Annotated in this window: 24 protein-coding genes; 3 read left to right on the top strand and 21 right to left on the bottom strand. The window is 46.3% G+C overall.

What is annotated here, in order from left to right:
• Positions 1-23: 23 nt before the first annotated feature.
• The 6 genes from ACQY6I_RS12455 to ACQY6I_RS12480 form a co-directional block, all read right to left on the bottom strand.
• Entirely contained in the window at positions 24-269 is a 246-nt protein-coding gene (locus ACQY6I_RS12455; RefSeq protein WP_428241810.1) for a BolA family protein, read from the bottom strand.
• A gap of 35 nt (positions 270-304) precedes the next feature.
• On the bottom strand, positions 305-640 hold the full coding sequence (gene grxD, locus ACQY6I_RS12460; RefSeq protein ID WP_428241811.1) for a Grx4 family monothiol glutaredoxin: 336 nt from the start codon (positions 638-640) through the stop codon (positions 305-307).
• A 51-nt stretch (positions 641-691) separates the two neighbouring features.
• The gene (locus ACQY6I_RS12465) at positions 692-1,279 is read right to left on the bottom strand and encodes a nitrogen fixation protein NifQ (RefSeq protein ID WP_428241812.1); all 588 of its coding nucleotides are present in this window, start codon (positions 1,277-1,279) and stop codon (positions 692-694) included.
• 22 nt (positions 1,280-1,301) lie between these two features.
• On the bottom strand, positions 1,302-1,580 hold the full coding sequence (locus ACQY6I_RS12470) for a 4Fe-4S dicluster domain-containing protein (protein ID WP_428241813.1): 279 nt from the start codon (positions 1,578-1,580) through the stop codon (positions 1,302-1,304).
• Positions 1,581-1,638: 58 nt separating this feature from the next.
• Positions 1,639-3,138, bottom strand: a complete 1,500-nt coding sequence (gene nifB / locus ACQY6I_RS12475) for a nitrogenase cofactor biosynthesis protein NifB (protein ID WP_428241814.1) — start codon at positions 3,136-3,138, stop codon at positions 1,639-1,641.
• 357 nt (positions 3,139-3,495) lie between these two features.
• Complete coding sequence (locus ACQY6I_RS12480; protein ID WP_428241815.1) at positions 3,496-3,942, bottom strand: acyl-CoA thioesterase; 447 nt, start codon at positions 3,940-3,942, stop codon at positions 3,496-3,498.
• A 530-nt stretch (positions 3,943-4,472) separates the two neighbouring features.
• Between ACQY6I_RS12480 and ACQY6I_RS12485 the strand changes: the two genes are divergently transcribed.
• The gene (locus ACQY6I_RS12485) at positions 4,473-7,115 is read left to right on the top strand and encodes an EAL domain-containing protein (RefSeq protein WP_428241816.1); all 2,643 of its coding nucleotides are present in this window, start codon (positions 4,473-4,475) and stop codon (positions 7,113-7,115) included.
• 207 nt (positions 7,116-7,322) lie between these two features.
• Here the strand turns inward: ACQY6I_RS12485 and fbp are convergent, their stop codons facing one another.
• From fbp to ACQY6I_RS12520, 7 genes are all read right to left on the bottom strand, one after another.
• Positions 7,323-8,333: a class 1 fructose-bisphosphatase gene (fbp, locus tag ACQY6I_RS12490; protein ID WP_428241817.1), complete on the bottom strand. Its 1,011-nt coding sequence runs from the start codon at positions 8,331-8,333 to the stop codon at positions 7,323-7,325.
• Between the two features lie 231 nt (positions 8,334-8,564).
• Positions 8,565-9,254, bottom strand: coding sequence for an SIMPL domain-containing protein (locus ACQY6I_RS12495; protein ID WP_428241818.1), 690 nt, complete (start codon positions 9,252-9,254; stop codon positions 8,565-8,567).
• 724 nt (positions 9,255-9,978) lie between these two features.
• Positions 9,979-11,868 carry a DNA topoisomerase IV subunit B gene (parE, locus tag ACQY6I_RS12500; protein ID WP_428241819.1) on the bottom strand — a complete coding sequence of 630 codons (1,890 nt, stop codon included), beginning with the start codon at positions 11,866-11,868 and terminating at the stop codon, positions 9,979-9,981.
• A 7-nt stretch (positions 11,869-11,875) separates the two neighbouring features.
• The gene (locus ACQY6I_RS12505; RefSeq protein WP_428241949.1) at positions 11,876-12,484 is read right to left on the bottom strand and encodes a YqiA/YcfP family alpha/beta fold hydrolase; all 609 of its coding nucleotides are present in this window, start codon (positions 12,482-12,484) and stop codon (positions 11,876-11,878) included.
• Between the two features lie 23 nt (positions 12,485-12,507).
• The gene (gene cpdA / locus ACQY6I_RS12510) at positions 12,508-13,305 is read right to left on the bottom strand and encodes a 3',5'-cyclic-AMP phosphodiesterase (RefSeq protein WP_428241820.1); all 798 of its coding nucleotides are present in this window, start codon (positions 13,303-13,305) and stop codon (positions 12,508-12,510) included.
• Positions 13,306-13,414: 109 nt separating this feature from the next.
• The gene (locus tag ACQY6I_RS12515; RefSeq protein WP_428241821.1) at positions 13,415-13,885 is read right to left on the bottom strand and encodes a DUF1249 domain-containing protein; all 471 of its coding nucleotides are present in this window, start codon (positions 13,883-13,885) and stop codon (positions 13,415-13,417) included.
• A 3-nt stretch (positions 13,886-13,888) separates the two neighbouring features.
• On the bottom strand, positions 13,889-14,479 hold the full coding sequence (locus tag ACQY6I_RS12520) for an NUDIX domain-containing protein (RefSeq protein ID WP_428241822.1): 591 nt from the start codon (positions 14,477-14,479) through the stop codon (positions 13,889-13,891).
• A 284-nt stretch (positions 14,480-14,763) separates the two neighbouring features.
• Here ACQY6I_RS12520 and ACQY6I_RS12525 point away from each other — a divergent pair, with 284 nt between their 5' ends.
• The gene (locus tag ACQY6I_RS12525; protein WP_428241823.1) at positions 14,764-16,077 is read left to right on the top strand and encodes a TolC family outer membrane protein; all 1,314 of its coding nucleotides are present in this window, start codon (positions 14,764-14,766) and stop codon (positions 16,075-16,077) included.
• Between the two features lie 30 nt (positions 16,078-16,107).
• Here the strand turns inward: ACQY6I_RS12525 and waaA are convergent, their stop codons facing one another.
• The 5 genes from waaA to lpxL form a co-directional block, all read right to left on the bottom strand.
• Positions 16,108-17,364 (bottom strand): lipid IV(A) 3-deoxy-D-manno-octulosonic acid transferase, encoded by a 1,257-nt coding sequence (gene waaA, locus ACQY6I_RS12530; protein ID WP_428241824.1) that lies wholly within the window; start codon positions 17,362-17,364, stop codon positions 16,108-16,110.
• A 159-nt stretch (positions 17,365-17,523) separates the two neighbouring features.
• Positions 17,524-17,781: a hypothetical protein gene (locus tag ACQY6I_RS12535; protein ID WP_428241825.1), complete on the bottom strand. Its 258-nt coding sequence runs from the start codon at positions 17,779-17,781 to the stop codon at positions 17,524-17,526.
• A 195-nt stretch (positions 17,782-17,976) separates the two neighbouring features.
• A complete protein-coding gene (locus tag ACQY6I_RS12540; RefSeq protein WP_428241826.1) occupies positions 17,977-19,947 on the bottom strand; it encodes an acetoacetate--CoA ligase in 1,971 nt (656 codons plus the stop codon).
• A gap of 48 nt (positions 19,948-19,995) precedes the next feature.
• Positions 19,996-20,643, bottom strand: a complete 648-nt coding sequence (locus ACQY6I_RS12545) for an NUDIX domain-containing protein (RefSeq protein WP_428241827.1) — start codon at positions 20,641-20,643, stop codon at positions 19,996-19,998.
• Positions 20,644-20,812: 169 nt separating this feature from the next.
• Entirely contained in the window at positions 20,813-21,745 is a 933-nt protein-coding gene (gene lpxL / locus ACQY6I_RS12550; protein ID WP_428241828.1) for an LpxL/LpxP family Kdo(2)-lipid IV(A) lauroyl/palmitoleoyl acyltransferase, read from the bottom strand.
• Positions 21,746-22,016: 271 nt separating this feature from the next.
• On the opposite strand from lpxL, the gene ACQY6I_RS12555 reads away from it, so the two are divergent.
• Positions 22,017-22,445 carry a GNAT family N-acetyltransferase gene (locus ACQY6I_RS12555; RefSeq protein ID WP_428241829.1) on the top strand — a complete coding sequence of 143 codons (429 nt, stop codon included), beginning with the start codon at positions 22,017-22,019 and terminating at the stop codon, positions 22,443-22,445.
• Here the strand turns inward: ACQY6I_RS12555 and waaC are convergent.
• From waaC to ACQY6I_RS12570, 3 genes are all read right to left on the bottom strand, one after another.
• Complete coding sequence (gene waaC / locus ACQY6I_RS12560) at positions 22,435-23,457, bottom strand: lipopolysaccharide heptosyltransferase I (protein WP_428241830.1); 1,023 nt, start codon at positions 23,455-23,457, stop codon at positions 22,435-22,437. The two genes, ACQY6I_RS12555 and waaC, sit on opposite strands and share 11 nt — an antisense overlap.
• A gap of 21 nt (positions 23,458-23,478) precedes the next feature.
• The gene (locus ACQY6I_RS12565; RefSeq protein WP_428241831.1) at positions 23,479-23,871 is read right to left on the bottom strand and encodes a DUF6165 family protein; all 393 of its coding nucleotides are present in this window, start codon (positions 23,869-23,871) and stop codon (positions 23,479-23,481) included.
• Positions 23,872-23,941: 70 nt separating this feature from the next.
• Positions 23,942-24,874 (bottom strand): branched-chain amino acid transaminase, encoded by a 933-nt coding sequence (locus tag ACQY6I_RS12570; RefSeq protein WP_428241832.1) that lies wholly within the window; start codon positions 24,872-24,874, stop codon positions 23,942-23,944.
• Positions 24,875-24,978 lie beyond the last annotated feature (104 nt).

The raw sequence follows: 24,978 nt of genomic DNA on the forward strand, positions 1-24,978 counted from the left end.
TTCCCGGACGCATCACTTGTAATTTATAAGGCAGTGGATTTTTTCTGCCATTCAGCCGGGGTCATCGCCTTAACAGAGATGGCATGCAACGTACCCGAAGCAATCAGCTCCTGAACACCCGCCAGCACTTTCTGTTGCCGCTTCACCGGTGTCAGACCGGTAAACTCTTCACTAACGACCTGCACAGTAAAATTACACTCTTCCCCCAGGAAGCTGACTTCAGCATTTTCGAACTCTGCTTCAATCAGAGATTTGATCTGTTCCTGCATGATGTTGCACCCTCATTTCTCAAAATCGGGCGCTATTAAACACCGTCAGTCTGTAATAATCCAGCATCGGCCAGCATGGCTTTCAGGCTACCATCGGCCACCATTTCACAGACGACATCACAGCCACCAACCAGCTCTCCCTGCACAAATAGCTGTGGATAGGTCGGCCAGTTGGAAATCGCCGGCAGCTTCTCTCGAATGAATGGTGCCGCCAGCACGTTCACATACGTGAACTCAGTAATAACTGTTTTCAGTGCTGCGGAAGCCGTTTTGGAAAAGCCACATTGAGGCTCTTCCGGTGTGCCTTTCATGTACAACAGCACAGGATGAGTGGCAATCTGTTGCTTGATCTTGGTGGTAGTATCAGACATGTTATTAGTCGCCTTTTGGTATGATCAGGTTGTTCCGCCCCAAATAGCGGACTAACCAGGTGGGTAAATGTGTTCTTCATTGCCATAACAATCATTGAAGCTCTGGCATTCCTGACAGCTCGGTGCCCGGCATACATAGTCTCCACCGCGCTCACACAGCTGCCGGTACAGAAATTTTTTCCACTTCATATCATGGACATTCTGCTGTGCCAGTGATGGAAAATTAGAGCTCAGGAGCTCATTCAGCATAGTGCGATTAGGCAATCCCAGGTCATGCCAGAGATGTCCGCCGCCCATGCAACCGGCCACGACCATCTGTGCGATCCACAACTCTGAATCACATGCCCCCCGACGATGATCCACCAACAAAGCACTCAACTCCTCACACTCGTCCTGTCGTTGCTCCAGCAACAATTGCCGAATATCTTCTTCGACAGGCGGTTTGAGGTAATCGTCGTTGATCAACATCCGGGTCGACACACAACTCTTACAGGCATCTACAAACTGTTCCGGAGTCAGCCCAAGATAGAAAGGCAGACATGACTGCCCCTGCCGCTGGGATGACAACATCTGCCCAAACCAGCGGCAGTTCAACAACCATGGCATGGTTTCGAATGAGTCTTTTGTGGCCAATAACAATTTGGTTCCCTCGCTGTGATCATCAACGAGCCTGGATTTCAGCCATCGCTTTCGCCATCAGCTCCGGCGGAATCCCCGTCAGAGATCCCGGTGGGTTTATGGCTTCTCCCCCGGCATTCAGTATGGCGCCCTCGATCGGACAAATACTGGCGCACTGGGGATCAGCATAATCTCCATCACACTCCGTACATTTTTTCGGGCTGATTTTAAAATGTGTCTCAGCCATGGAAATGGCATTGCTTGGGCAGACATCCACACAGGCCCAGCAGTTTACACAGGATTCGATAATTGACAGCGCCATTGTCTTCTCCTCATTGCGTTCAAAGACAGGGAAGCAGGCTTCCCTGAATATCAACAGATTAAGCTGTTTCAGTCATGACCGTGGCAGCAGGATCCAGTTTTCCAGCGGCATCCATTTCCTGATATACCTGCGCGACAGCTTCTTCGATCGGCTCCATGGCATGCTCGCCATTCGGTTGTATACCGGCCTGTTCCAGTTGTTCCCAGGGCTCATAACCAATTTTGGCACAGAGCACGACCTCGCAACCTTTTAAAGCCCGGATACTGCCCGACAATGCCGATTCCTTTTCACCACAAGTATCATTGCCGATACAATACTGATCGACCTTGCGATGACTGATAAAACGCACACCTGTCGAAGACGCTTCATACACCAAAAACTCAGTGGCATGACCGAAGTGCTGATTGATCAAGTCACTGCCAGTGGTTGCCACGGCCATTAATACCGGGCGTTTTTCCGATTGGCTGGCAGATGATCCAAACATACTGGACAGTCGTGCTTTTTTAGCCCGTTTTTCATCCAGTTCCTGCTCAATGGCGGCATGCACGACAGCGCGTTTTTTCATCGCTTCGTCGTAATCGATGTCCATGGATTCTATTTTGTCGATGGTGAACTCCTCACCACGGTCTTCACCGAGCAGCCCCACGGCATCTGCACGACACTGACGACAATGGCGCATCATATTCATGTCTCCGGCACAGGCATCCTGCAGATCCTGTAACTCCTCCGGTTCTGGTGAACGCTGCCCCATGACACCATAAAACGTACCATGCTCAGCTTCCGCAATCAGCGGCATGACGTTGTGCAGAAAGGCACCCTTTTCTTTGACGATACGACTGACTTCTTTAAGATGCTCATCATTGACACCGGGAATCATGACCGAGTTCACTTTCACCAGAATGCCTCTGGCTACCAGCATTTCCAGGCCTTTCTGTTGTTGTCTGATCAGAATTTTCGCAGCTTTCTCACCGAACACCCGGCGATTATTCCAATAAATCCAGGGATAAATTTGAGCCCCGATTTTGGGATCCACGCAATTAATCGTGATCGTGACATGATCAATATTGTGTTTTGCCAGTTCGTCTACCGATTCTGGCAACGACAACCCATTCGTGGAAACACACAATTTGATATCAGGCGCCTCCTCTGACAAACGCCGGAAGGTATCGAATGTACGTTCAGGGTTCGCCAGTGGATCACCCGGACCGGCAATACCGAGTACCGTCATTTGTGGAATATTGGCAGCAACCGCCTTGGTCTTCGCAACTGCCTGCTCCGGAGTCAGTAACTCCGAAACCACTCCTGGACGGGATTCATTACTGCAATCATATTTACGATTACAGTAGTGACACTGAATATTACAAGCCGGTGCGACTGCCACATGCATTCGTGCAAAATAGTGATGAGCATCCTCTGAATAACAAGGATGGTTGAATACCTTTTGCCGGATTTCTTCCGGCAAATGCGACATTTGATCATCTGTACTGCCGCAGGATCCGGTACTGCACCCGGACGCTTCCGCAGGTTTGGCCGATGAACCGATAACCGTTAATTCCATCCTCTCTCACTCCTCTGGTGGATTGATCCGTCAGAGTTGTTGCAACGCCTGTACCGTTATGGCGACTAACAAAAACATTTTTAATATCAATAGTTTATGGATATTTTCGTGCCCGGCAGGAGTGTTGTATTAATACAGATGTTCGAACAATGTGGGCTTTGTGACAGAAGCAGGACATACTAATGAGATGTTTAAAATAAATATCCCTCGTTTCAGACCAAATGCAGCATGGAGGCTGCATTCGAGCTTATAGAGATGTATTTATGGCAGGCCTGAGACGGGATATATTCATTATTTTTCCCGGTAGCAGCTATCAGACAATCTGGCGGGAAACCCGCCAGGTTCGATGACGCTCACTCAAGACAAAATAAAGCGATTGAAATAATGACGGTTTTTTTCATCCAACGGGGTGGACTTGCGAGTTTCCGGATCCATGGCAACAACAACCGTCTCAGCAGTGGCAACACACTGTTGCTGCTGAAAAATCGCCTGATACATGGTGATTGAACTACGACCAAGGCGCACAATCCCAGTGCCAATTTCAACCTCTCCCGGCCAGGTAATCTCAGCAATGAAATCAAGACTGAGATGCGCCACCACAAACATTGAATTGGCCAGTTCAAACTGTCCTTCCTGATTCCAGAAAATATTCACGCGGCCAGTTTCCAGAAAACTCGCAAATACAGTATTGTTAACATGCCCGAGGCAATCCACGTCACTAAATCGGACATTCTCCCGGCTGCGCGCGGGAAATTCATCAATACTTAATTGTTGCGGTGTTTTGTTTTTCAAACTCTCTGTCATCGTCACATCCGGCATTTATGTTATTAAGGCTTTGATAACACTTTAAAAGACACGCCGTCAAAAATCATGCTTTCCCGTGAGTTGATGACGTTTTGATCACACTCATCCCGTTGCCATACAGATTAGCGCATCGCCGGAAATATTAAACAGGGAGTAATCGACAATCGAATTAAGATTATGGTCGATCAGCCAGCAAATCAGAAACAATATTTTGCCAGGGCTTTTTAACATACCAAACTATAGTGACCCGCCACATTCGTTCACCCCAGGCCTTTACTTCTCTGCCCCAAAAGACTTCCAGACCAGATGAATACGCTGTTAAAAAGTCGTTCTTAAGTATGAATCACACAAATACTCGCATACTTTTTTTTATAAAAATCGTTTTCAACAGTTCTCACAGCAAAATAACTATTTACTATTTTGAGAAAAACCTTATCGTGTTTAGTATGACGTTTAATTTTGAATACTATATAGCCTAATAATTACAAGACATATTCAAAGAAAACTCATTTTATAAATCAGGTGCTCCGTTGAACTTAAGTAGAAGACAGGATCAGCAGCTCAGGGAAGCCATAGACAAACTTCACCACTACGAAGGAAAAAAAAGTGCACCTGCATTATTTAACCAAGTACTCAAAGATCTTGCACACATTACCCAATCCAGGCTTTCTTTTGTTATTCTGATAACAAAAACAGAAGATCAGATCACCCTGTTAAAAATCTCCTGCAGTTATGACAAAAACCGTGATATTGCCATTCAACATGACATATTGCTTGAGCCAAACACCCGAATTTTTAACCGCCTGAATGCAATCAGCAACAGCAATATACCAGAGGTTTTTCAGCGTCCGTCACTATCACAGCTACCATATGACAGACTTGGATGGCATCCGCTTGAAAATATGATTGCCCTGCCCCTTATCGACAGCCAACAAAGCATAGGCATTGTCTGTCTTGGCAACAGTAACAATGGCTATTCCATCGATATGGCAAAGCGGTTCTGGCCACTACTCATTACCACCGTATCTATTTTTAATGGTATCCGTAAAAAGCAGAAAAAAGCTGTTCAACTGCCAAGTAAAGATGAAGAAACAGGTGTCGCATTACAGAAAACCCAATATGACTGCCCATTGGCCACCATCGAAATCAATAAAAACCATAAGATCACCAGTTTCAACCCTGCTGCAGAAAGCCTGTTTGGAGTGACTGAACAGTTTGCCATCGATCGGGAAATCACCTCCTTTCTGCCTGAGCGATTTCCAAACGAACATCGTATTTATACTTTCAGTCCACTCAATCAACAGATCTACTGCCAGGCGATCAATGCCGTCGGCGCGGAATTAATGGTAGATATCACCATAACCCCCTACGAACGGAACGGACAGATACATTATTTGTTGTTCATCCAGAACAACAGCGAACTACGCTCCTTGCGTCAACAGTCCGAGCAGGAAGCCCAACGCTTTGAAGCGGTTTCCAATCTCGCGCCTGTCGGTATTCTACAGATCAATCGAAACTGGGCATGCACCTATGTTAATCATCACTGGTGTGATATTTGTGGATTGACGGAAGAGAAGCTACATGGCCATCAATGGATCAATCTCATTCACCCGGGTGACTTGAAAAACACCATGACGGCACTGCAACAGTCCATTACCCAGAAAAAAGAGTTTTCCATAGAGTGTCGTTTTAATATTCCACGAGGCGACACCATCTGGGTTGAACTGAATGCCAGAGCTTTTTTTGGCATGAATAAAGAGCCAGTGGGGGTTATTGCCACCATCACCGATAATACCTATCGCCATCATGCTGAACGGAAACTGCGGGACATGGCCGAACTTGATCCATTGACCGGGCTTCCCAACCGGACATTGTTTCAGGACCGCCTGGAAAACGCTCTCAATCAGTCATTGCAGGAAAAAGGTATTATTCTTCTTTACCTGGATCTGGATGAATTTAAAAACATCAACGACAGCTTTGGCCATGATGTAGGGGATGAATTGCTAACAGAGGTGACGCACCGATTACAACAATGTGTGCATGCTGATCACACCATTGCCAGAGTTGGGGGCGATGAATTTATGATCCTGATGGAAGGGATCGAACACTCTTGCCTTGCCTCTGAAATGTCAGAAAAAATCATGTCACATCTGGCACAACCTTGTCTGATTCAAGAACATGAACTATTTATCACCACCAGTATCGGCATTACGTTCGCTTTCAACAACGTAAACACCGGTAGCAAAACGCTGATCAAACAAGCGGACATCGCACTTTATCGGGCCAAATCAGAAGGTAGAAATAATTACCAGTTTTATTCACCGGAACTGGAACGGGCTTCCAAAGACCGAACCATTATCCGTAACAGCCTGCACAATGCATTGGATCGTGGGGAAATGGAGGTCTATTACCAGTTACAGGCCGACGTGAACAGTGGCCGTTATGTTGGATCAGAGGCACTGTTGCGCTGGCGCCATCCAACTCGTGGGTTAATCAGCCCCACCTCGTTCATTGCCCAACTGGAGGAAACGCGGTTAATTATTCCTATCAGTCACTGGCTGTTACAGCAGGTTGTGAGCGCTTACCTACAATGGCAGTCAGATGGATTATTGGACCCAACCGCTCACATATCGATAAATCTGTCTCCCCGGCAATTATATGACCGGCATCTGGCGAAATCTTTTAAACAGGTATTAAACGAATCAGGACTACCCGGTGACGCATTGGTAGTGGAGATTACCGAGTCTATCCTGCTGGAAGAATCCTCCAGCACCCTCAAGTTGTTGTCTGATCTCAAGGACCTCGGAATTCAGATCGCACTTGACGATTTTGGCACCGGATATTCATCACTGACTTATTTAAAACGCTATCCGATTGACTATATAAAAATAGATCGCTCCTTTATGAGTGACATTTTGTTCAATCAGGATGACGAATCAATCGTCAAAGTCGTGATTGCGCTGGCGCATTCGCTCAAACTGAAAGTGATTGCCGAAGGTGTGGATAATCATGAGAAAGTGGTTCGCCTTCAGGAACTGGGATGTGACTACTTCCAGGGTTATTTACTGAACAAACCGATGGATATGACTCAAACTGCGAACTTGTTGTTTAAACACAAACAACAGCACATCATTAACCTGAATCATCGTCAAAGCGGATCAGGCAACACATAAGCACCGTGGGACGGTCAGATCTTTTACTCTTAGAATATCGAACTCAAAGCTCATTTCTCAAAGCAGCCCATTTCATAGCGCTGGATGAACAGGATTTCAAAAAAGCGAGACGGGGAAAATAGAAAAACTTCATCGTGAGTATTTTTAAACAGAAAAGGCAGCGTTGTTCACACTGCCTTCAATCACAAGCATGGCAACGAAACTATTTCAGCTGAATTCGCTCATGAACTTTTCGATAGTCTCAATCATTGCCGGTGATCCGACAAAAAATGGCGTACGCTGATGCAATTCAACCGGATCAATCTCCAAGATTCTCTGCCCAGGGCCAGAAATAGCTCTCCCTCCTGCGGCTTCAGCGAGAAATGCCATTGGGTTACATTCATACAACAGCCGTAATTTTCCACTGGGATAACGGCTTGAAGTTGGGTATAGATAAATGCCACCTTTTATCAGATTACGGTGAAAATCAGATACCAAAGAACCGATATAGCGAGATGTGTACGGTCGCTTCGTAGCCTCATCCTCCTCCTGACAATATTTAATGTATTTTTTAACACCATCAGGAAAATGAATGTAATTACCTTCATTGATGGAATACATCGAACCATTATGAGGAAACTTCATGTTTGGATGCGATAGACAAAACACACCCAGTGTGGGGTCGTAGGTGAATCCATTAACATCCTTACCAGCGGAGTAGACCATCATTGTCGATGAACCATAAATAATATAACCGGCGGCTATTTGATTGACACCTTTCTGCAGAAAGTCGGCTTCGGTCACCGGCGTCCCCACCGGGGAGATCCGTCGGTAAATTGAAAAAATGGTACCGACCGATACGTTGACGTCAATATTCGACGACCCATCCAGAGGATCGATCAATACCACATATTTTCCATCGATATTCTTACCCTCTTCAAAGCGGACGAAATCCTCTTCTTCCTCCGATGCCAGTCCACATACGACACCTCTGGCCGCCAGAGCGGTTTTAAATTTTTCGTTTGCGTAAACATCGAGCTTTTGCTGCTGTTCACCCTGAACATTTTCCTCCCCGGCCGCCCCGGTAATATCTGCCAATCCCGCCTTATTGATTTCACGATGCACAACTTTAGACGCAAAGCGTATCGACGCAAATAAAGCAGAAAGCTCACCGGTAGCACCTGGATATTCTGCCTGCCGGTCAATTATGAACTCTCCAAGGGTTTTTATAATTTCCATGTACGTAACTCTCGCGATGCAAAAAATGGAGGAATTAGCTCATTTTGCGGCGAAAATATGTCATGTCAACAAATGAAATTCTGAAACGTTTAAGTAGAAAACAGCAAATGACACATCTATGACAGCATGAAAACGTTTTTAGGGATATAGAAGAAAAATAAAAAAGAAGAGAACAAATGAATATCAGACACTCTGAGACGGACCGGATGGTCCGTCCGGCAAGTAGCTTTATTAAAATAGCAGCTGTACAGACCCGTGCAAATTAACGGACAAACTTGACTCACCAGCTTCAATGGCAGGACCCGCTGCAGAAAAAGAGTTGCCTATTTCAGATCTGAACTTCGCTTGGAAAGGCAACATCTGACCACCTTCATTGATGCTTACATTCACAATCCGATAGTCATTCGCACCCATTTCCTTGACCAGAAGGTCAGCTTTATCTTTAAAAGAGCCTAATGCGTCCTTGATCAAACTATCAGAAACTTTCTTTTGCAGGTCATCACTGACTTTGAACTGCATGTTACTGATATTGAGTTTCTGTTGCAGCCGACCACTCAATTCCGCCAACTTTTCAATCTCACTGCTTTCCAGTCGCAACTGCTGACTGACTGCCCAGGCAATGATCCGGTCATTCCGATATACAGGCTGAGTAGTGTAATTAAGCGTCGACACCTTAAGGGCTGACCGATCCTTAACCTGTGACAACGCCCAATTCATATCCTGATTAACTTCCTTACTGGCATCCTTTGCCTCATCTGACTGATGCCTGGCCACTAACGTAATGACCAGAATATTATTCTCAATTTCTTGCACGGAATTGGTTTGAATTTGATAAATATTGAACTGCTGGTCGTCCGCAAGACCCAACACACTTATACACATACCGGAAAACAGTACGATTGCCTTCACAATTCTTGACATTGTTAATGTTCCGTTGGTGATTGATAAGTCAATGATGGTTTACCAATGCAGGGTCATAACCGAACCAGTCTCCTGCATATCCATCACCCATATATTGCTTAAGGTGCCACTGAATAACTTACGGTGTCGCCAATACCGTATTATAAATCTGCTCAAATCCATCATTTATGGTGAATAAATGTCTGCTTTTACAGATTTTCACTTTGTTCTGACTTCCTCGACGACATAACTCTGAGGATCCTCAAACAAGAACCACTTATAAAAAGTTGCCATAACTTAGGACATGTATTATCGGCCATATACACCTGCCAACCTACTACGCTTATGAAATGCAATCGTAAATATCAGTCAAGATATCATCATGACAACCGGTATAGGACAGATGCCACCCCCACACTGATGATTCAGAACATGCAACATTAAGCAAATATAAGAATCTCCAAGATCACCGATTGTGACATATCTCACGGATTTTCAGCGTTTTATATCAGTAGTTTTGTAGTGATATCACACACTGCTGACAGGTTATCTCAGAAAACTTTATTGTTATTATCTGCATAACCAATAGCACCGGACACCAGTTTGCCCGAATTATTCAGAAAGGCAATAACGACACATAAAAAATAAGGAAAAAAATTCACCAGAGAAGGGAGCTACAGGCACCGAATGGTGCCTGCGTGTTCGTATTAAACAAAAAATTTAAGCTTTGGAGGGTAATGGGTTTCTAAACCTCCGCCATATTACCTTTTTCTTCGAGCCAGCTTTTGCGGTCGCCACTGCGTTTTTTGGCCAGTAGCATATCCATCATTTCAAACGTTTGTTTATCATCTTCGATGGTCAGTCTTACCAGTCTGCGGGTATCCGGGGCCATGGTGGTTTCACGCAGCTGCAAAGGATTCATTTCACCCAGTCCTTTGAATCGGGTTACCTGAGGTTTGGCTTTCTTTTTCTCGGCTTTTATGCGATCCAGAATGCCATTAAGCTCACTCTCATCGAGTGCATAGGCTACTTCTTTGCCCACATCAACACGATATAATGGCGGCATGGCAACATATACATGACCGGCTTCGACCAGGGCGCGAAAATGCCGAACAAACAGTGCACATAGAAGTGTGGAAATATGCAGTCCATCGGAATCGGCATCGGCCAGGATGCATACTTTACCGTAACGCAGGCCTTCGAGGTCATTGGAGTCTGCATCGACTCCCAGCGCGACCGCAATGTCATGAACTTCCTGCGAAGCGAGAATTTCATTGGAGTCCACTTCCCAGGTGTTCAGGATTTTTCCACGCAACGGCAGAATAGCTTGAAATTGACGGTCACGTGCCTGTTTGGCTGATCCGCCGGCGGAATCCCCTTCCACCAGAAACAACTCTCCGGCCATTGCATCCGCACCGGCACAATCAGCTAGTTTACCGGGCAATGCCGGGCCGCTGGTAACCTTTTTACGAACAACTTTTTTGGCGGCCCGCATACGTTTTTGAGCATTATTCACCGCCATTTCGGCAAGCAGGTCGCCGACATCGGTATGCTGGTTCAACCACAGCGCAAACGCATCTTTGACCACTCCGGATATGAATACGGATGACTGCCGGGAAGACAGACGCTCTTTTGTTTGCCCGGCAAACTGTGGGTCTCGCATTTTGGCAGACAACACATAAGAACAACGGTCCCAGATATCTTCCGGTGATAATTTAATGCCTCTGGGCAGCAGGTTGCGGAATTCACAATATTCACGCATGGATTCCAGCAGGCCGGTTCGAAAGCCATTTACGTGAGTTCCACCCTGGGCAGTGGGAATCAGGTTGACATAGCTTTCCTGTAACAGTTCCCCGCCTTCGGGTAACCACTGCACCGCCCAATCCACACCTTCTTCCTCAGAGGAGAAGGAGCCATGAAAAGGCTCTTCAGGTATCGTTTCATAGAGTTGGGTGTTCAACTTGAGATAGTCACGCAGGCCATCTTCATAGAACCACTCATCGTTTTCCTGTTTTTCCTGATTCTCGAACGTGACTCTCAAACCCGGACACAACACCGCCTTGGCGCGCAGAATATGGCGCAATCGGGAAACCAGGAATTTATCAGAATCGAAGTACTTCGGATCAGGCATGAACCGAATCAGGGTACCGGTCGTTTTTTTGCCACAGGTACCGATTTCCTCAAGCTCAACGGCCTTGTCACCGTTTTTGAACCCCATGCGGTATACTTTACCATCACGTTTAATGGTCACTTCGAGTACTTTGGACAGCGCATTGACGACGGAAACCCCCACGCCGTGCAACCCCCCGCTGAACTGATAGTTTTTACCTGAGAATTTTCCACCAGCATGCAACCGGGTCATGATGAGTTCGACACCGGAAACTTTTTCCTCCGGATGAATATCGACAGGCATGCCGCGTCCATTATCTTCAACGGATAACGACCCATCGGAAAATAAGATAACCGCAATGTGGTCAGCATGACCGGCCAGAGCCTCATCCACCGAATTATCAATCACTTCCTGGGCCAGGTGATTGGGGCGGGTGGTGTCGGTATACATCCCGGGGCGCTTACGGACCGGGTCAAGACCGCTCAGGACTTCAATGGATTCAGCGTTGTAGTTTTGATTCGTCATGGAATGTCTATTTATTTAAATTTAAAAAATGACTGATGGCGGGAAGTGTGGTTTCAAACTGTTCAAAGCGATGACTTCCACGGGGCTGAATAAGTGCCTGAGAAACCGGGAACCGGTTAAGTGCATCGCGGTAATCCAACACCTCATCACCTGTCTGCAGCACAAGCATAATCTGTTTGTTTGGTATCCGTCGAGTCTCCCGCCATTTTTTCAGAGTTTCGGTAACGTTTTGATTTATATGGAGTGTTTCACCGGTATAGGGATTTTGAACAGTGTCAGGGTATTGTTGTAAGGAGATATCCGGTTGTACTGCAGGGTTTACCAGTACCGCTTTGACAGCAAACTCTGCCGCTAGTTGCCAGGCAAAAAAACCTCCCAGGGAACTGCCGATAAACACCGGCTCAACATGGTTCCGACGACTCTGCACCACCAGATCAGCCAGCATAACCTGAGCACGCTCCAGATCCAGCGGAATCTGTGGAGCTTCAAAGCCAAGGGCCTGGGGAAACAACTGCAGATTATGACGTAAAATCTGCGCCTTTTCAGAGTCGGGGGAACTCAGGAATCCATGTAGAAAAACGAGTTTTTTCTTCAGAAAACAATCCTGCCCTGGTATTTAGTGAGGGTTTTCAGTAGTGCTCAATAGCCTTTGACGCTGTAATCTATTTCAAATTCCACATTTTGCACTCTGGATACACCGGTTTCTATCGAGCCATCGTCATACAATGTCAGCCAGCGGTAACCGGGTCCGGTTTTATCAATTGAGAAGTCTTTAGAATGAGGCTCAAACTGAACACAGGTGGATGGTGTGGAAATAAATCGCAGTCCATCAATCACCTCATCCCGCTCCTGATGTACGTGCCCCCACAATAGCGCTTTAATATTGGGGTACTTACGAACGATTGCTAACAGCTCACTGCCATTTTTTATTTGCTGATGATCAATCCAATGACTTCCCATTGGCAAAGGATGGTGATGGAAGGCAACCAAAATATGTTTATCAGGGTACTTACCAGCCACCTGATCAACGAGTTCAAACTGGTCATGATCAAAACGACCATATACTTTGTGTGGAACACTGGAATCCAATAATAAAATTACCCAAAAATCTGTCACGATAATTTTTTCAATCAGTTCAGATTTTTCGGCCACCCGGTTCATGGTGTTTTTATTATCATGATTACCCGGGCACCAGCGGATGGTCACTCCAAAACCTTCCAATATGGTTTTAAAGCGCTGATAAGCCTGCAGGGAACTATCCTGTGCGATATCACCTGTTGCTATAAGTGCATCAATAACCGGCTGCTCTTCCCGAATTTTATCGAGTACCAGATCAAGACTTTTCTGTGTCTGTAATCCTAATAAGGTACCCTCTTCGCCTGCGTGAAGATGAGGATCGGTAATTTGAATAAGCTGAAAAGGAATTTTCTGACTCAAAACATACAGTATCCGTTTATCCTAAAGCCATTTTTACATACTTATTTTTATAGTCATAGACTCACAACAGGAAAAAAACCAGGATAGTTATTGTATTTAGAAGTTTTAATCACATTTGTGAAAAAAGTCTATCCAGAACAGCAGACTCTACAATATGACCATCGCTCAGACATTGGCTCAAACATTCTGAGACAAAACGATTCAATTGGGCTTTCTCATCCACCTGATACATTTGCTCATTGGGATACGGATAGACTCCGTTGTGCTGGCGCCCGCTTTCGCCTTTTACAACTTCCGCCATCCTGGCATCCTGATACACCCGGATCAAAATACTTTTGCTCATAGGCATGACCGAACTGATTTCCATCTGTACGGTTGCGGTGTACGAAAAGCACTCTCGAACCTTTAATCGTATTCTGGCATATCTCTGTCTACCGTCATGCAGGTCGAGTTCCAACTGCTGATTCTCCTCCATCTCAGGAAAAATCTTCTGCAATTTGGCATAGTTCCCCTCACACGTGGCCCCATCATGCGCCAGGTCCGGAACATATTTCTTTTTCGGGATACGGAATGAGGACAAGATTCAATGACTCCAGAGTGATTGCAAACGTGTTTTGTGCAATTGTAACCATTGCAAAGCCATAATACCGGCTGCGTTATTGATTTTTCCGTTTTCCAGGGCAGAAAAGGCCTCGGCTGTTGTTAAAACGTGAACTTTAATATCCTCCCCTTCCTCTTCTAGCCCATATATGCCGCCAGCATTGGCACTGTCCACTTCAGCGGCATAGAGAAAGACTTTTTCATTTGAACCGCCAGGAGACGGCAGATAGTCGCAGATTTTCTCCATACGTCCCAGAGAAAGCCCGGCTTCCTCCATGGCTTCACGCCGCCCTACCTGCTCCGGTGTTTCGTCTTTATCAATCAGTCCGGCCACCAGCTCCAGCAGCCAGGGATTGCCGTGAAAACTGGCTGCCACTCTGAACTGCTCCACAAATACCAACTGATCGAGTGTCGGATCAAACAGCAATACACAGACGGCATCTGGCCGCACCATTACTTCACGCACAATTTCTGCGCCCATGCCACCATTAAACAGCTCATGTTGGACCCGAAAACGATCCAACTTATAAAATCCATCAAATACCCGTTCCCGATTAATAATTTTGAATTCCAAAAATAACCTCCATCATGCATACTTTATATTAGAAAAAACAAATATATAAATGAGTTTTTATTTGCTCATTCATACGTTAGATTGGCAAAACACGTCCAAGTGCTGGCAACACATTCGGCAAACCCGACAGTGATTAGATACACAAACGCACATCCTGTCCCACATACACTTTAAAGCGGTGTGTTTAACCCAATTAAGCTGTAAAAGTCGGGTAAACCAAAATTAAAAAATACTGCCTTTTTTATAATCCTGAGGCATTAAGTAAACCAACTATGGAATTCCACATGAGAAAGATCTTAGCACTTTTGTTGGCAGGCACTGCATCCATGAGCTATGCCGAGTCAGATCTCATCAGCTTATACAATCAAGCCGTCGAGTCTTATCCATCCCTGATCATCAATACAAATGACGAAAAAATCGCACAATCCCAGGCAAAACAGGGACTGGCCCGACTCATGCCCAACGTTGCAGGTACCGTCACTTATGGTGCATCTTCCGCCACTGGCGACAATGATGCAGATGTCCGTTTTGACGAAGGGGTCATGAAGTACAAAGTTGAGCTGACCCAGGCTATCTTCAACCTCTATGCGATCAAGTTGTATGATGCCTTCAAAGAAAATGTCACTGCAACCAAATACAAAACCCTTTCCACTCAGCAGACAATGATGGTCAGTGTAGCTGAGAACTATTTCTCAGTTTTGACAGCCAAAGACACGGTTGAATCGGTCAATAGTCAACTGGAAGCCGTCAAACGGCAACTGGAGCAAACAGAGCAACAATATGAGGTTGGTTTAGCAGCCATTACTGACGTACTGGATGCACAGGCTTCATACGACGCCACTCAGGTTTCCCTGATTGAAGCAGAAGCGGCTTATGACACGGCACTGCAGAATTTTGCGGTTTTGACTGGTCAAATACCAGACAAATTGAAGGTACTACCGAAAGAAGTTTCTCTGCCTGCCGTTGAAAACAGTGGTGTCAACGAATGGGTCAGCGTGGCATTAAAAACCCACCCGGATGTCCGCTCTGTCACCCAAACCACCAAGTACGTTGAGAAAAATTATAGTGCCAGTAAGGCAAACCGCCTACCGACTCTTGGCGGTTCGGTGTCTTATACATATTCTGACTATATGAAAGAAAACCCCCTTCTGAGAGCCGAAGACGGCGGTGTCACGGAAGTGGGTATTTCTCTGGCTATTCCAATCTACACTGGTGGACAAACCAGTGCAGAAATTATGGAGGCCGGCCTCAAGTACAATACTGCATTGCAGAATCTGGAATTTACCAAACGTAATGTTGAGTTGGCAGTCAGACAAGCGCATCGTAAGTTGACCGCAGATATTGCAAACGTGGCAGCCAAGAAAAAAGCGGTGGAATCGAGCAGCAAAGCTCTGGATGCAACCCAGGTAGGCTATGATGTAGGCACCCGTAATATCGTTGAAGTATTGTCAGCACAAAGCACCCTTTTTTCCAGCAAGCTGAGTTTTCAGACTGCCCAGTATGACTATCTGCTGGATATCCTGAAGCTGAAGCAGGCCGCGGGTATCATTACTGAAGATGACTTGGTTTCACTGAATAATATGCTGGTGTCAGAGTAATCGGCTTGGCCAGTATAAAGAGATGCTGTGTTATCGCAGCATCTCTTGAATAATATCAAACTGCCGGATAACAGCCCCCCTGCTACGATCGACCACTTGTCTGCCAGCATCTGCCAGCTGTTCTCTGCGTGACGGGGATTGCAGCAGCAAGTCCACCTCCTGAAACAGCGAATCACTCCTTACCCTCACCAACCCACCGGCATCACTCAATTGCTTGCAAATATCTTCACACTTGAACGTTTCTGGCCCCACGAGCACAGGTTTCCCCAAGGCAGCCGGTTCTAACGGGTTATGCCCACCAACGGGTACCAGACTACCACCCACTAAACAAATGTCGCTGGCCTGATAGTAGCTGATCAAGCGACCTAATGTGTCACCCAAAAAAACCTGGGTATCCGGCTGTGGTATCTGTTCCTGGCTGTGACGCACAAAGACCAGACCATGGGACTCAACCTTGTCAGCCACCATATCAAACCGTTCTGGATGCCTGGGTACCAGAATCAGTAAAAGATTCGGATAACTCTGCAGTAATCGTTTGTGCACTTCCAGAGCCAGGTCCTCCTCTCCCTGGTGCGTCGACGCTGCAATCCAGACAGGACGCTGCCACTGCAGCTGCCATTGTTTTCCAACATTGATTTTGTCTTTATCAAACGACTGATCAAATTTTAAATTACCACACAGAATAAGCTGTTCTGAGGCAAAACCAAGGCGTACAAACTGCAGGTAATCACTTTCGGTCTGAACGGCCACTTTTTGAATAGCAGCAAACATCGGCTCAGTCAGAGCCGGTACTTTTAAATATCGACCCGCAGATTTCGGGTTCATCCTTCCATTCGCCAGCAGAACAGAAATATTCTTTTTAACACACTCATGCAGCAGATTTGGCCACATCTCAGTTTCCATGATAATCAATATTTTCGGATTAAGTTTCTGTAGAAATCGGCGAACAACCCATGAATGATCATAAGGCAAGTACTGACGATAAACTCTATCACCAAAATGCTTTTGAATATATTCAGCTCCGGTGGCCGTTGTGTTTGTGATCAAAAATTCAAATGATGTAAGTTCTTGCAGACATCGTTCAATCAAAGGGGTAGCGGCAACGCTTTCACCAAGCGAAACAGCGTGAAACCAGATCACATTCCGATGTTCAGGCACCACGCATTTCCCAAGTCGTTCAGACCATCCTTTTCCATACCCTGGAGATGATCTTGACTTTAACCAAAGACGAATAAAAATAAGAGGCAGAGCAAGGGAAAGCAGAAAGGTGTATAGCCGGCGCAACATGATATGATTTTGTCTTCAAATATGAATCGATGGGAATAATACGGGGATGGTATCTTATTTTGCCTTTAAGATCGTCTTCTACGGCTATGCTGCACAAAAAAAGGGATGGCGGAAAACCATCCCAAAACATGGGCTTAGTTATATCGAATCACTACACTGCTAAATAATAACGGCCATTCTTGAGTCGCGTACCCTGGCCAGACCTTTTACTGAACCGGAAATCGGGGCCCACCGACCATCTGGAACAAAGGTCAGAATCTCATCCCAGCGTGGGATAAAAACGTCCTCACCATTCACAGCTGCCCACATCTGATATGAAGTCCCCTTGGATTCGCTGATAAATAATCCCGGAACCGCATGATAGGACGGATTCTCTTTGATAAAAGCCAGTACATCCAACGCCGAACTGTTAGTCATCTTAATGCTTCCTGCCAGACACTTTTTCATCATTTCTCAACTGCTACTATTTGGAATGATAGAACAAGGCCGTATCATTGCCACTCAATTTGGTGAAAAAATGTTATCCCGAATGTTAAGTAGTTTCCAAAAACGAAATATTTTTTATTATCATGTTAATAATTTCCCACTTTGAAATCCCTGTCATCAAACTCACTATTTTTTTGGTACAGATGGGAATAGCTGGGCAATTTCATCCAATATCTCAGGATTAGCCAGAGCTGATTGGTTTTCAATCGAACGCCCCGTCAATGCATTCAAAGCCGCCAGTTCAACTTTTTTTCCACTGCGGGTATAGGGAATATCCGAAACCTGAAACACATATTTTGGTACATGCCTTGGGCTGGCGCTGCGCCGGATAATACTTTTTATATTTTCGACCAACTCCACCGTAAAAACCGTCTCTGCAGTTAACTTCACCATTAAGACAATCACTATATCTCCGGCCTCCGGCATACCCACCACCAGACTGTCCAGAACACCGGTAATAGTCTCTACCTGCCGATAAATCTCTGCCGTACCAATTCGAACGCCACCAGGATTCAGAGTGGTATCGCTACGTCCATAAATAATCGCACTGCCATCCTGATCAAATTCAATATAATCACCGTGCACCCAAACTCCCGGATAACGGTTAAAATAGCACTCTCGATAACGGTTATGATGTTTATCATTCCAGAAACAGACTGGCATGGATGGAACCGGGTTCAAACAGACCAATTCCCCTTTTTGCCCAATCACTGCGTTTCCGTGATCATCATATGCTCGCAAATTCATGGCCAGTCCGGGCCCCTGGATCCGGCCTCGACGAACTGGAACAAAAGGGTTACCCAGCACAAAACAAGAAACAATGTCAGTTCCACCACTGATTGATGCCAAATGTACTTGCGGCATGTACTGATAAACCCAGTCAAAATCCTCAGGCTGTAATGGTGAGCCCGTTGATAGCAACATTTGCAGAGACGTCATTCGCAACGACGCCACAGGGATATTTTGAATCCTGCAACTGGAAATATATTTTGCACTGGTACCAAGATGTGAGATGTCAAATTGCTCTATCAAGCGCCACAAACGGGTGCTATCAGGATAGCCTGGGTGACCATCAAATATGATGAGTTTCGCCCCCGTTAACAGCGCAGATGCCTGAAAGTTCCACATCATCCAGCCGGTGGTGGTGAAATAACTGAAAACAGAATCCATCGTGAGATTGGTATGCAGCTGCAGTTCCTTGGCATGCTGGAGCAATGTCCCACCGGCACCATGAACAATGCATTTCGGCTTCCCGGTGGTTCCGGATGAAAACAGGATAAAAAGAGGGTGATCAAAAAGACCATGAAAATAATCTATCTTGGCATCCTTATTTGCCTGCACCCCCTGTTCTATAAACTGTTTCCACGATAAAGACTGACATTGGATATCAACAGCAACACCAGACTCAATTGGAATTACACAGCTCAAAGATGGTGACAATGCGTCCACCAGCTCTTTTATCTCCCGTCTGCGATCATACTCTTTACCACCATAACGATAACGGGTGTTGGCAAACACCACTTTCGGTGAGATCTGACCAAAACGATCGATGATACCGGCAGCACCAAAATCCGGTGAGGCAGACGACCAGACAGCACCAATGGCGGTGGTCGCCAGCATAGCCACCAGAGCTTCATGGGAATGGTTCAGGTATCCAGCCACCCGATCTCCGGGTGCTATCCCAAGTGTCCGTAATGCCGACGCAACAGCAGCCACCTGCTGATATAAACATTCGCCGGTAATTTCCCGGGTGACACCTTGTTCATTAACAGTAACCGCGATAACCCGATCCGGTTTCGCAGTCGCAAAGCGCAACAGATTTTCAGCGTAATTAAGCTTTATATCCGGAAACCACCCCCGTTGTTCAGCATTCCCTGGATCTCCGGTAAACCCAACCTTGGGTTCGGTTAATGCTTTCAGATCACTGAAACGCCAGAATTGCAGCCAGAAATCATTCAAATAGTCGATCGACCACTGATGCAACGATGGATAATCACCAAAACGCGGATATCCCTGCGAAAACAGATAATCACAAAATAACTGCATATTAGACTGACGCCGATATTGTTCATCCGGCGTCCATAAGACATCATCCATCGGAGCTTCCTGTTATTATTTTTGTTCTCCAGCGCTTTGCAGGATTTTTCAGGATTTCAGAAATAACTGATGAACATATGTCACCAGACGATCGACATTTGCCGTGCTGGTACCGTTCTTCTCCAGTATCTGAAAACCATGTTCATTCAGCGCCACTCGTACCAGATTTTTATCATCATACTGACCATTATGCATCAGACAAAAGACATAGCCATTAGTCGAATAACCAGGAAAGATCTGTATTTCCCCATGAAACTGACCTAATTGCCATTTCTCGTTATAGCGGTTTAAGCATGATATCGCTTCTTCCACTTCGACCCAGTGCAGTCGTGCACCAGGTTCTGGAGTCAGGTTATGAATATTCTCCAACCGGGTCAGAAAATAGTGCCCTTCAATGCGAAAATGTCGCTGATAAACCGGAGAATAACGACAGTCATCTGCGGCCAACAGATAATTGAACTCGGTTACTGAGGCTCCTAATTCTTCACGAATTTCACGAATCAGGGTCTCGGTCAGATCTTCTCCAGGATCCTGACCGCCACCAGGAAGAAAAAATCCGCTATCTTCCTCAACGACCAATACCTTTCGTTGCGGATCAAAGATGAGACCGTAGGCTCCTGGCCGTGACTGATATTGTTGCTTCTGATCCGCTACGTACAGCAAGGGTCGAAATGAAAGCGGGACAAATGAATTCATGGCAATGCCTTATGTCATGTGATTTACGTGGATACGACTAACCTGGCTTGGGCTGGTGACCCAGGAAGGCACATCCATGGAACACACGATTAACCAAGTATTTATTGTTATCAGGTTAATAGCTTAGTCGGTATTGACGCCAGCTGAATCAATAATCATCTCGCGTCAGTTACCGATAAAATCCCGGTTCTCCTTCAGGTCGCGTTTTAAAGCGCTTATGCAACCATAGATATTGCTCCGGATGTTCCCTGACCCGCTGTTCCAGAAACTGATTATAGAGCCGGGCGTTTTCTTCATCATCATCAGTTTCCGGCCAGGGTGGGTAAAACTTCAACACATAACCGCCGTTTTCACGATGAGCAAAACAAGGCACGACTGTAGCACCACTTAACTGTGCTAACCGCGTGGTGGAGGTTATCGTCGCAGTGGCAATATTGAAAAATGGTACGAATACGCTGTTACGACGACCATAATCCTGATCTGGTGCATACCATAGAAACTTTCCTTTTTTGAGCATCCGGATCATGCCCCGCAGATCCTTACGGGACAAACAATGATGACCGTTACGCTCACGGGCCCGAGTCATAAACAGATTGAACAGTGGGTTGTCATGGCTGCGCTGAACAACTTCCAACCCGGTGTTATGCAGACTGAATAGCGCCGAAGCCAGGTCAAGGATAGCAAAATGACCGCCGGCTAATATTACACCACGGCCATTGCGCTGGGCTTCTTCAAGAATCTCTTCGCCTTCAAAAGTGGTTTTATCTGCCAGTCGTTGAGGATTCAGAAACCAGGACATGGCGGTTTCCATCAGCCCTTTGCCGTAGGAAATAAAAACGCTTTTGACCAACTGCTGCTGCTCTACTGCAGACAGCTCTGGAAAACACATCCGAATATTCACTTCGGTCACCCGCCGGCGACCTTTAACGAGATGATACGCCAACCACCCCAGACCGGCGCCCAACTGCAACTGCATACCCATCGGCAAACGGGTCAGTAACCATAGGCAGGTCAGCATCAGCCAGGTCGGCCAGTAACGCGGGTGAGTGAAATTTCGATAGGACTGCTGATGAACAAGGTCAGAATTTCGATGTATGGACATGAATAATCGATCAATATACTTAACAGGTTTAAGGTAACGGATTTTAACCCACAAAGATCCAAGATACTGGATAAAATTCCAACACCTATGCAAGGGATCTGAAATGGCGGTTGCGACAACTCAGACAATCCACTAGGGTAAACTATTGATATCAATGGAGACTGCATGAATACGATTTCATTATCGTGCTGCAGTCATATGACACCTAAGGACTGTCATAAACAATAACAATAATGGGACGACAGAACTTATTTTTCTAGAGGAAAAGCAGTTGTCGATACGTTTAGCACAAACTCACGATGCCGAAGCAATTTCCCGGCTGTCAGAACAAATGGACTATTCCATCACCCCTGAAACCTGCGCCGAGCACATTGCTTACATGTCTCACCATCCCGATGTTTATCAGCTGCTGGTGCTGGAAAAAGACATGGAAGTGGTCGGCTACATGCAATTAACCGTTGTCAGACATATTCAAACACAAAGTTATGTGGAAATTTCCGCTCTGGTGGTGGACGAGCGGTTTCGCTCACTCGGCATTGGCAGCAAACTGATCCAGACAGCCAAAGCCTGGGCCCAGGAAGTGGGGTACGAGCGCCTGGTCGTCAGAACCAATGAAAACCGTGAGCGGGCTATTCGTTTTTACAGTCGCGGCGGTTTCCGGGAACTGAAAAAACAAACCACCTTTCAGATCAACTTTTAAACAACAACTCTGCCTTGTCGAGTACTGTCTGTGGCTTCATCTGCTCCATGCACACAACCGAATCAGGATCATCCGCGATTTTGCAAATCTTTTTCCGACACGGGAAACAAGGCAGTTCACTACATAGATTATCACTGCGATGTCCGGTAACTCCGGTGTGTTTCGGTGTCGTAGGACCAAACAGCCCCAGGACCGGTTTCTGCATGGCTGAGGCCAGATGAACAAACCCAGTATCCACTCCCACCACCCAGCTGGCATGGGCAATCCACCGCGCCATTTCGGCAAAACTCAGGCGTTCAGAAAACACTTTTGCCGTCGTCTGTTGTTGACTGATCCGTTCAGCCAACAGCCGCTCCTGTGGGCTGCCCCAACCAACATAGACAGCATCATCAATCGTCTGTCGATCCAGAAACTCCAGCCAGTATGACTCCCGCCAGTGTTTGGTTAGCCAGGTAGTACCCGGAAACACCAGCCCATATCGGGCTGGGGCTTCAGTTGGGCGTAACCATTGTTGCGGATCGAGCCCGGATTCAGGCAGATGTAACAACTGTTGCTGATAACCCAACACCTGGGCAAATAACTGGCGGATACGATCCACAGCATGCTGGTCAACGGCTACCGACAATTTGTGCTGATAACACAATGATGCAAGACTTTCCCGAGCTGATGACCAGTCATAACCATAGCGAACCCCATTGAGCCGGTAGCTCAACCAGGCACTTTTCATCAGTCCCTGGGCATCAATAATGTAATCATAACGCTCTTGTCTGAGGCGCCTGAGGGTCTCACGCAATTGCTGCTTTAATTCAGCACTGGCATTTTTCTTAAGAGCCCGAAGGGGAACAGCATGAATTTGTTCCACTCCCGGGTGCCAACCGGCAATTTCAGCGAACTGTTGATCCACCAGCCAGTCTACCCGGGCATCGGGATATATCTGTTTGAGATCGGAGATTGCTGGATAGGTGTGAAAAATATCCCCCATGGAGGAGAGCTTCACTAACAGAATTTTCATGAATAACGCACGGCCTTCAACTTAATAAGCTTGGTAGGATTTTTCTTCAACCAGTTCGGAGCCAAACGCCAGATTGATTTCTTTTTTCACCGCCGCACGCTTGTCGTTAGTGAAATACACACTGCGCGCCAGTTCAACAAATTTTTCCCCAAAATCCTTTTGTCGCTCACAGTCACGAATATCATCTTCAATCTTCCAAAGACTCTGATTGATTTCCTTCAACCGTTGTTTGGGAGATTGCAGTTGGGTGAGCTGCTGTTCATTCATGCATTGATCAATGACCTGTTGCAACTGCGACAGTTCGGCCGAGATGTTTTTCAGCTTGTCAGCATCCGTAATGTTGTCCTGTTTAATTTCCAGGATTGTAATTTTATCGATGACTTCACCCAGCGATACCGGTGTATGAATCAGCATAACAACTCCAAAAAATAATGGCTCCCCAAGCGGAAGCCCGTTCAATTACCCCCCGATATCAGGAGATCAATCATTTAACGTAATGTAACCATTCAGTATTGACGGTACGCTTCCCATTCACCTGGTCAAAGTAACGGCTCTGAATTTGCGTTGTCACAGGTCCACGTCTGCCAGTCCCAATCATACGTCCGTCCACTTCACGAATCGGCGTTACTTCCGCAGCGGTACCGGTAAAAAATGCCTCATCGGCAACGTACACTTCATCGCGGGTGATCCGTTTTTCCCGAACTTCTATGTCGAATTCTTCAGCCAGCTTGAAGATGGTATGTCGGGTAATGCCGTCCAGTGCAGAGGTCAGATCAGGGGTATAGATAATGCCATCGCGCACAATGAACACGTTCTCGCCACTGCCCTCTGCCACATAACCTTCTGTATCCAGCAGCAGAGCTTCTTCGGCACCGCAATCCAGGGCTTCCTGCAGAGCTAACATGGAGTTGATATAGTGACCATTGGCTTTGGCCTTACACATTGAAACGTTCACATGATGACGACTGTAAGAAGAGGTTTTGACCTTGATGCCCAGTTCCTGAGCCTCTGGTGACATATAAGCCGGCCATTCCCACGCCGCAACCATGACATGCGTCTGCAGCTGATCGGGGCGCAAGCCCATGGATTCTGCGCCGTAAAAAACCATCGGTCTCAAGTAAGCATGAGCCAGATCGTTTTTCAGAATCACCATTTTCTGAGCATCATTTATCTGCTCCTTACTGAATGGCATCGGCATTCGCATAATATGGGCACTGCGAAACAGCCGGTCGGTATGTTCCGTCAATCGAAAAATAGCCGGTCCCTGCTCAGTCTGATACGCCCGCACACCTTCAAACACCCCCATTCCATAGTGCAGGGTATTGGTTAGCAAATGTACTTTGGCATCGCGCCAAGGGATCATATCGCCATCAAACCATATGTAGCCATCACGATCGGCCATTGCCGGCATCACCATGTTATCTCTCCTGTCAGACCTGCCGCCTCAGTGCGCCAAGTCGTTGGTTATTCGAGCCGGGCAGTGTATAAACTTACCTCCATATCTGACAACCGGCAGGGATC

It is taken from the genome of Gynuella sp. (genome assembly GCF_050297175.1).
In the GTDB taxonomy this organism is placed as follows: Bacteria; Pseudomonadota; Gammaproteobacteria; order Pseudomonadales; family Natronospirillaceae; genus Gynuella.

Excerpts from the sequence above, each read along its gene's own strand:
- ACQY6I_RS12455 (WP_428241810.1), bottom strand. The coding sequence starts at position 269 with ATGCAGGAACAGATCAAATCTCTGATTGAAGCAGAGTTCGAAAATGCT.
- grxD (WP_428241811.1), bottom strand. The coding sequence starts at position 640 with ATGTCTGATACTACCACCAAGATCAAGCAACAGATTGCCACTCATCCT.
- ACQY6I_RS12470 (WP_428241813.1), bottom strand. The coding sequence starts at position 1,580 with ATGGCGCTGTCAATTATCGAATCCTGTGTAAACTGCTGGGCCTGTGTG.
- nifB (WP_428241814.1), bottom strand. The coding sequence starts at position 3,138 with ATGGAATTAACGGTTATCGGTTCATCGGCCAAACCTGCGGAAGCGTCC.
- ACQY6I_RS12480 (WP_428241815.1), bottom strand. The coding sequence starts at position 3,942 with ATGACAGAGAGTTTGAAAAACAAAACACCGCAACAATTAAGTATTGAT.
- fbp (WP_428241817.1), bottom strand. The coding sequence starts at position 8,333 with ATGGAAATTATAAAAACCCTTGGAGAGTTCATAATTGACCGGCAGGCA.
- ACQY6I_RS12495 (WP_428241818.1), bottom strand. The coding sequence starts at position 9,254 with ATGTCAAGAATTGTGAAGGCAATCGTACTGTTTTCCGGTATGTGTATA.
- parE (WP_428241819.1), bottom strand. The coding sequence starts at position 11,868 with ATGACGAATCAAAACTACAACGCTGAATCCATTGAAGTCCTGAGCGGT.
- ACQY6I_RS12525 (WP_428241823.1), top strand. The coding sequence starts at position 14,764 with ATGAGAAAGATCTTAGCACTTTTGTTGGCAGGCACTGCATCCATGAGC.
- waaA (WP_428241824.1), bottom strand. The coding sequence starts at position 17,364 with ATGTTGCGCCGGCTATACACCTTTCTGCTTTCCCTTGCTCTGCCTCTT.
- ACQY6I_RS12535 (WP_428241825.1), bottom strand. The coding sequence starts at position 17,781 with ATGACTAACAGTTCGGCGTTGGATGTACTGGCTTTTATCAAAGAGAAT.
- ACQY6I_RS12540 (WP_428241826.1), bottom strand. The coding sequence starts at position 19,947 with ATGGATGATGTCTTATGGACGCCGGATGAACAATATCGGCGTCAGTCT.
- ACQY6I_RS12545 (WP_428241827.1), bottom strand. The coding sequence starts at position 20,643 with ATGAATTCATTTGTCCCGCTTTCATTTCGACCCTTGCTGTACGTAGCG.
- lpxL (WP_428241828.1), bottom strand. The coding sequence starts at position 21,745 with ATGTCCATACATCGAAATTCTGACCTTGTTCATCAGCAGTCCTATCGA.
- waaC (WP_428241830.1), bottom strand. The coding sequence starts at position 23,457 with ATGAAAATTCTGTTAGTGAAGCTCTCCTCCATGGGGGATATTTTTCAC.
- ACQY6I_RS12565 (WP_428241831.1), bottom strand. The coding sequence starts at position 23,871 with ATGCTGATTCATACACCGGTATCGCTGGGTGAAGTCATCGATAAAATT.
- ACQY6I_RS12570 (WP_428241832.1), bottom strand. The coding sequence starts at position 24,874 with ATGGTGATGCCGGCAATGGCCGATCGTGATGGCTACATATGGTTTGAT.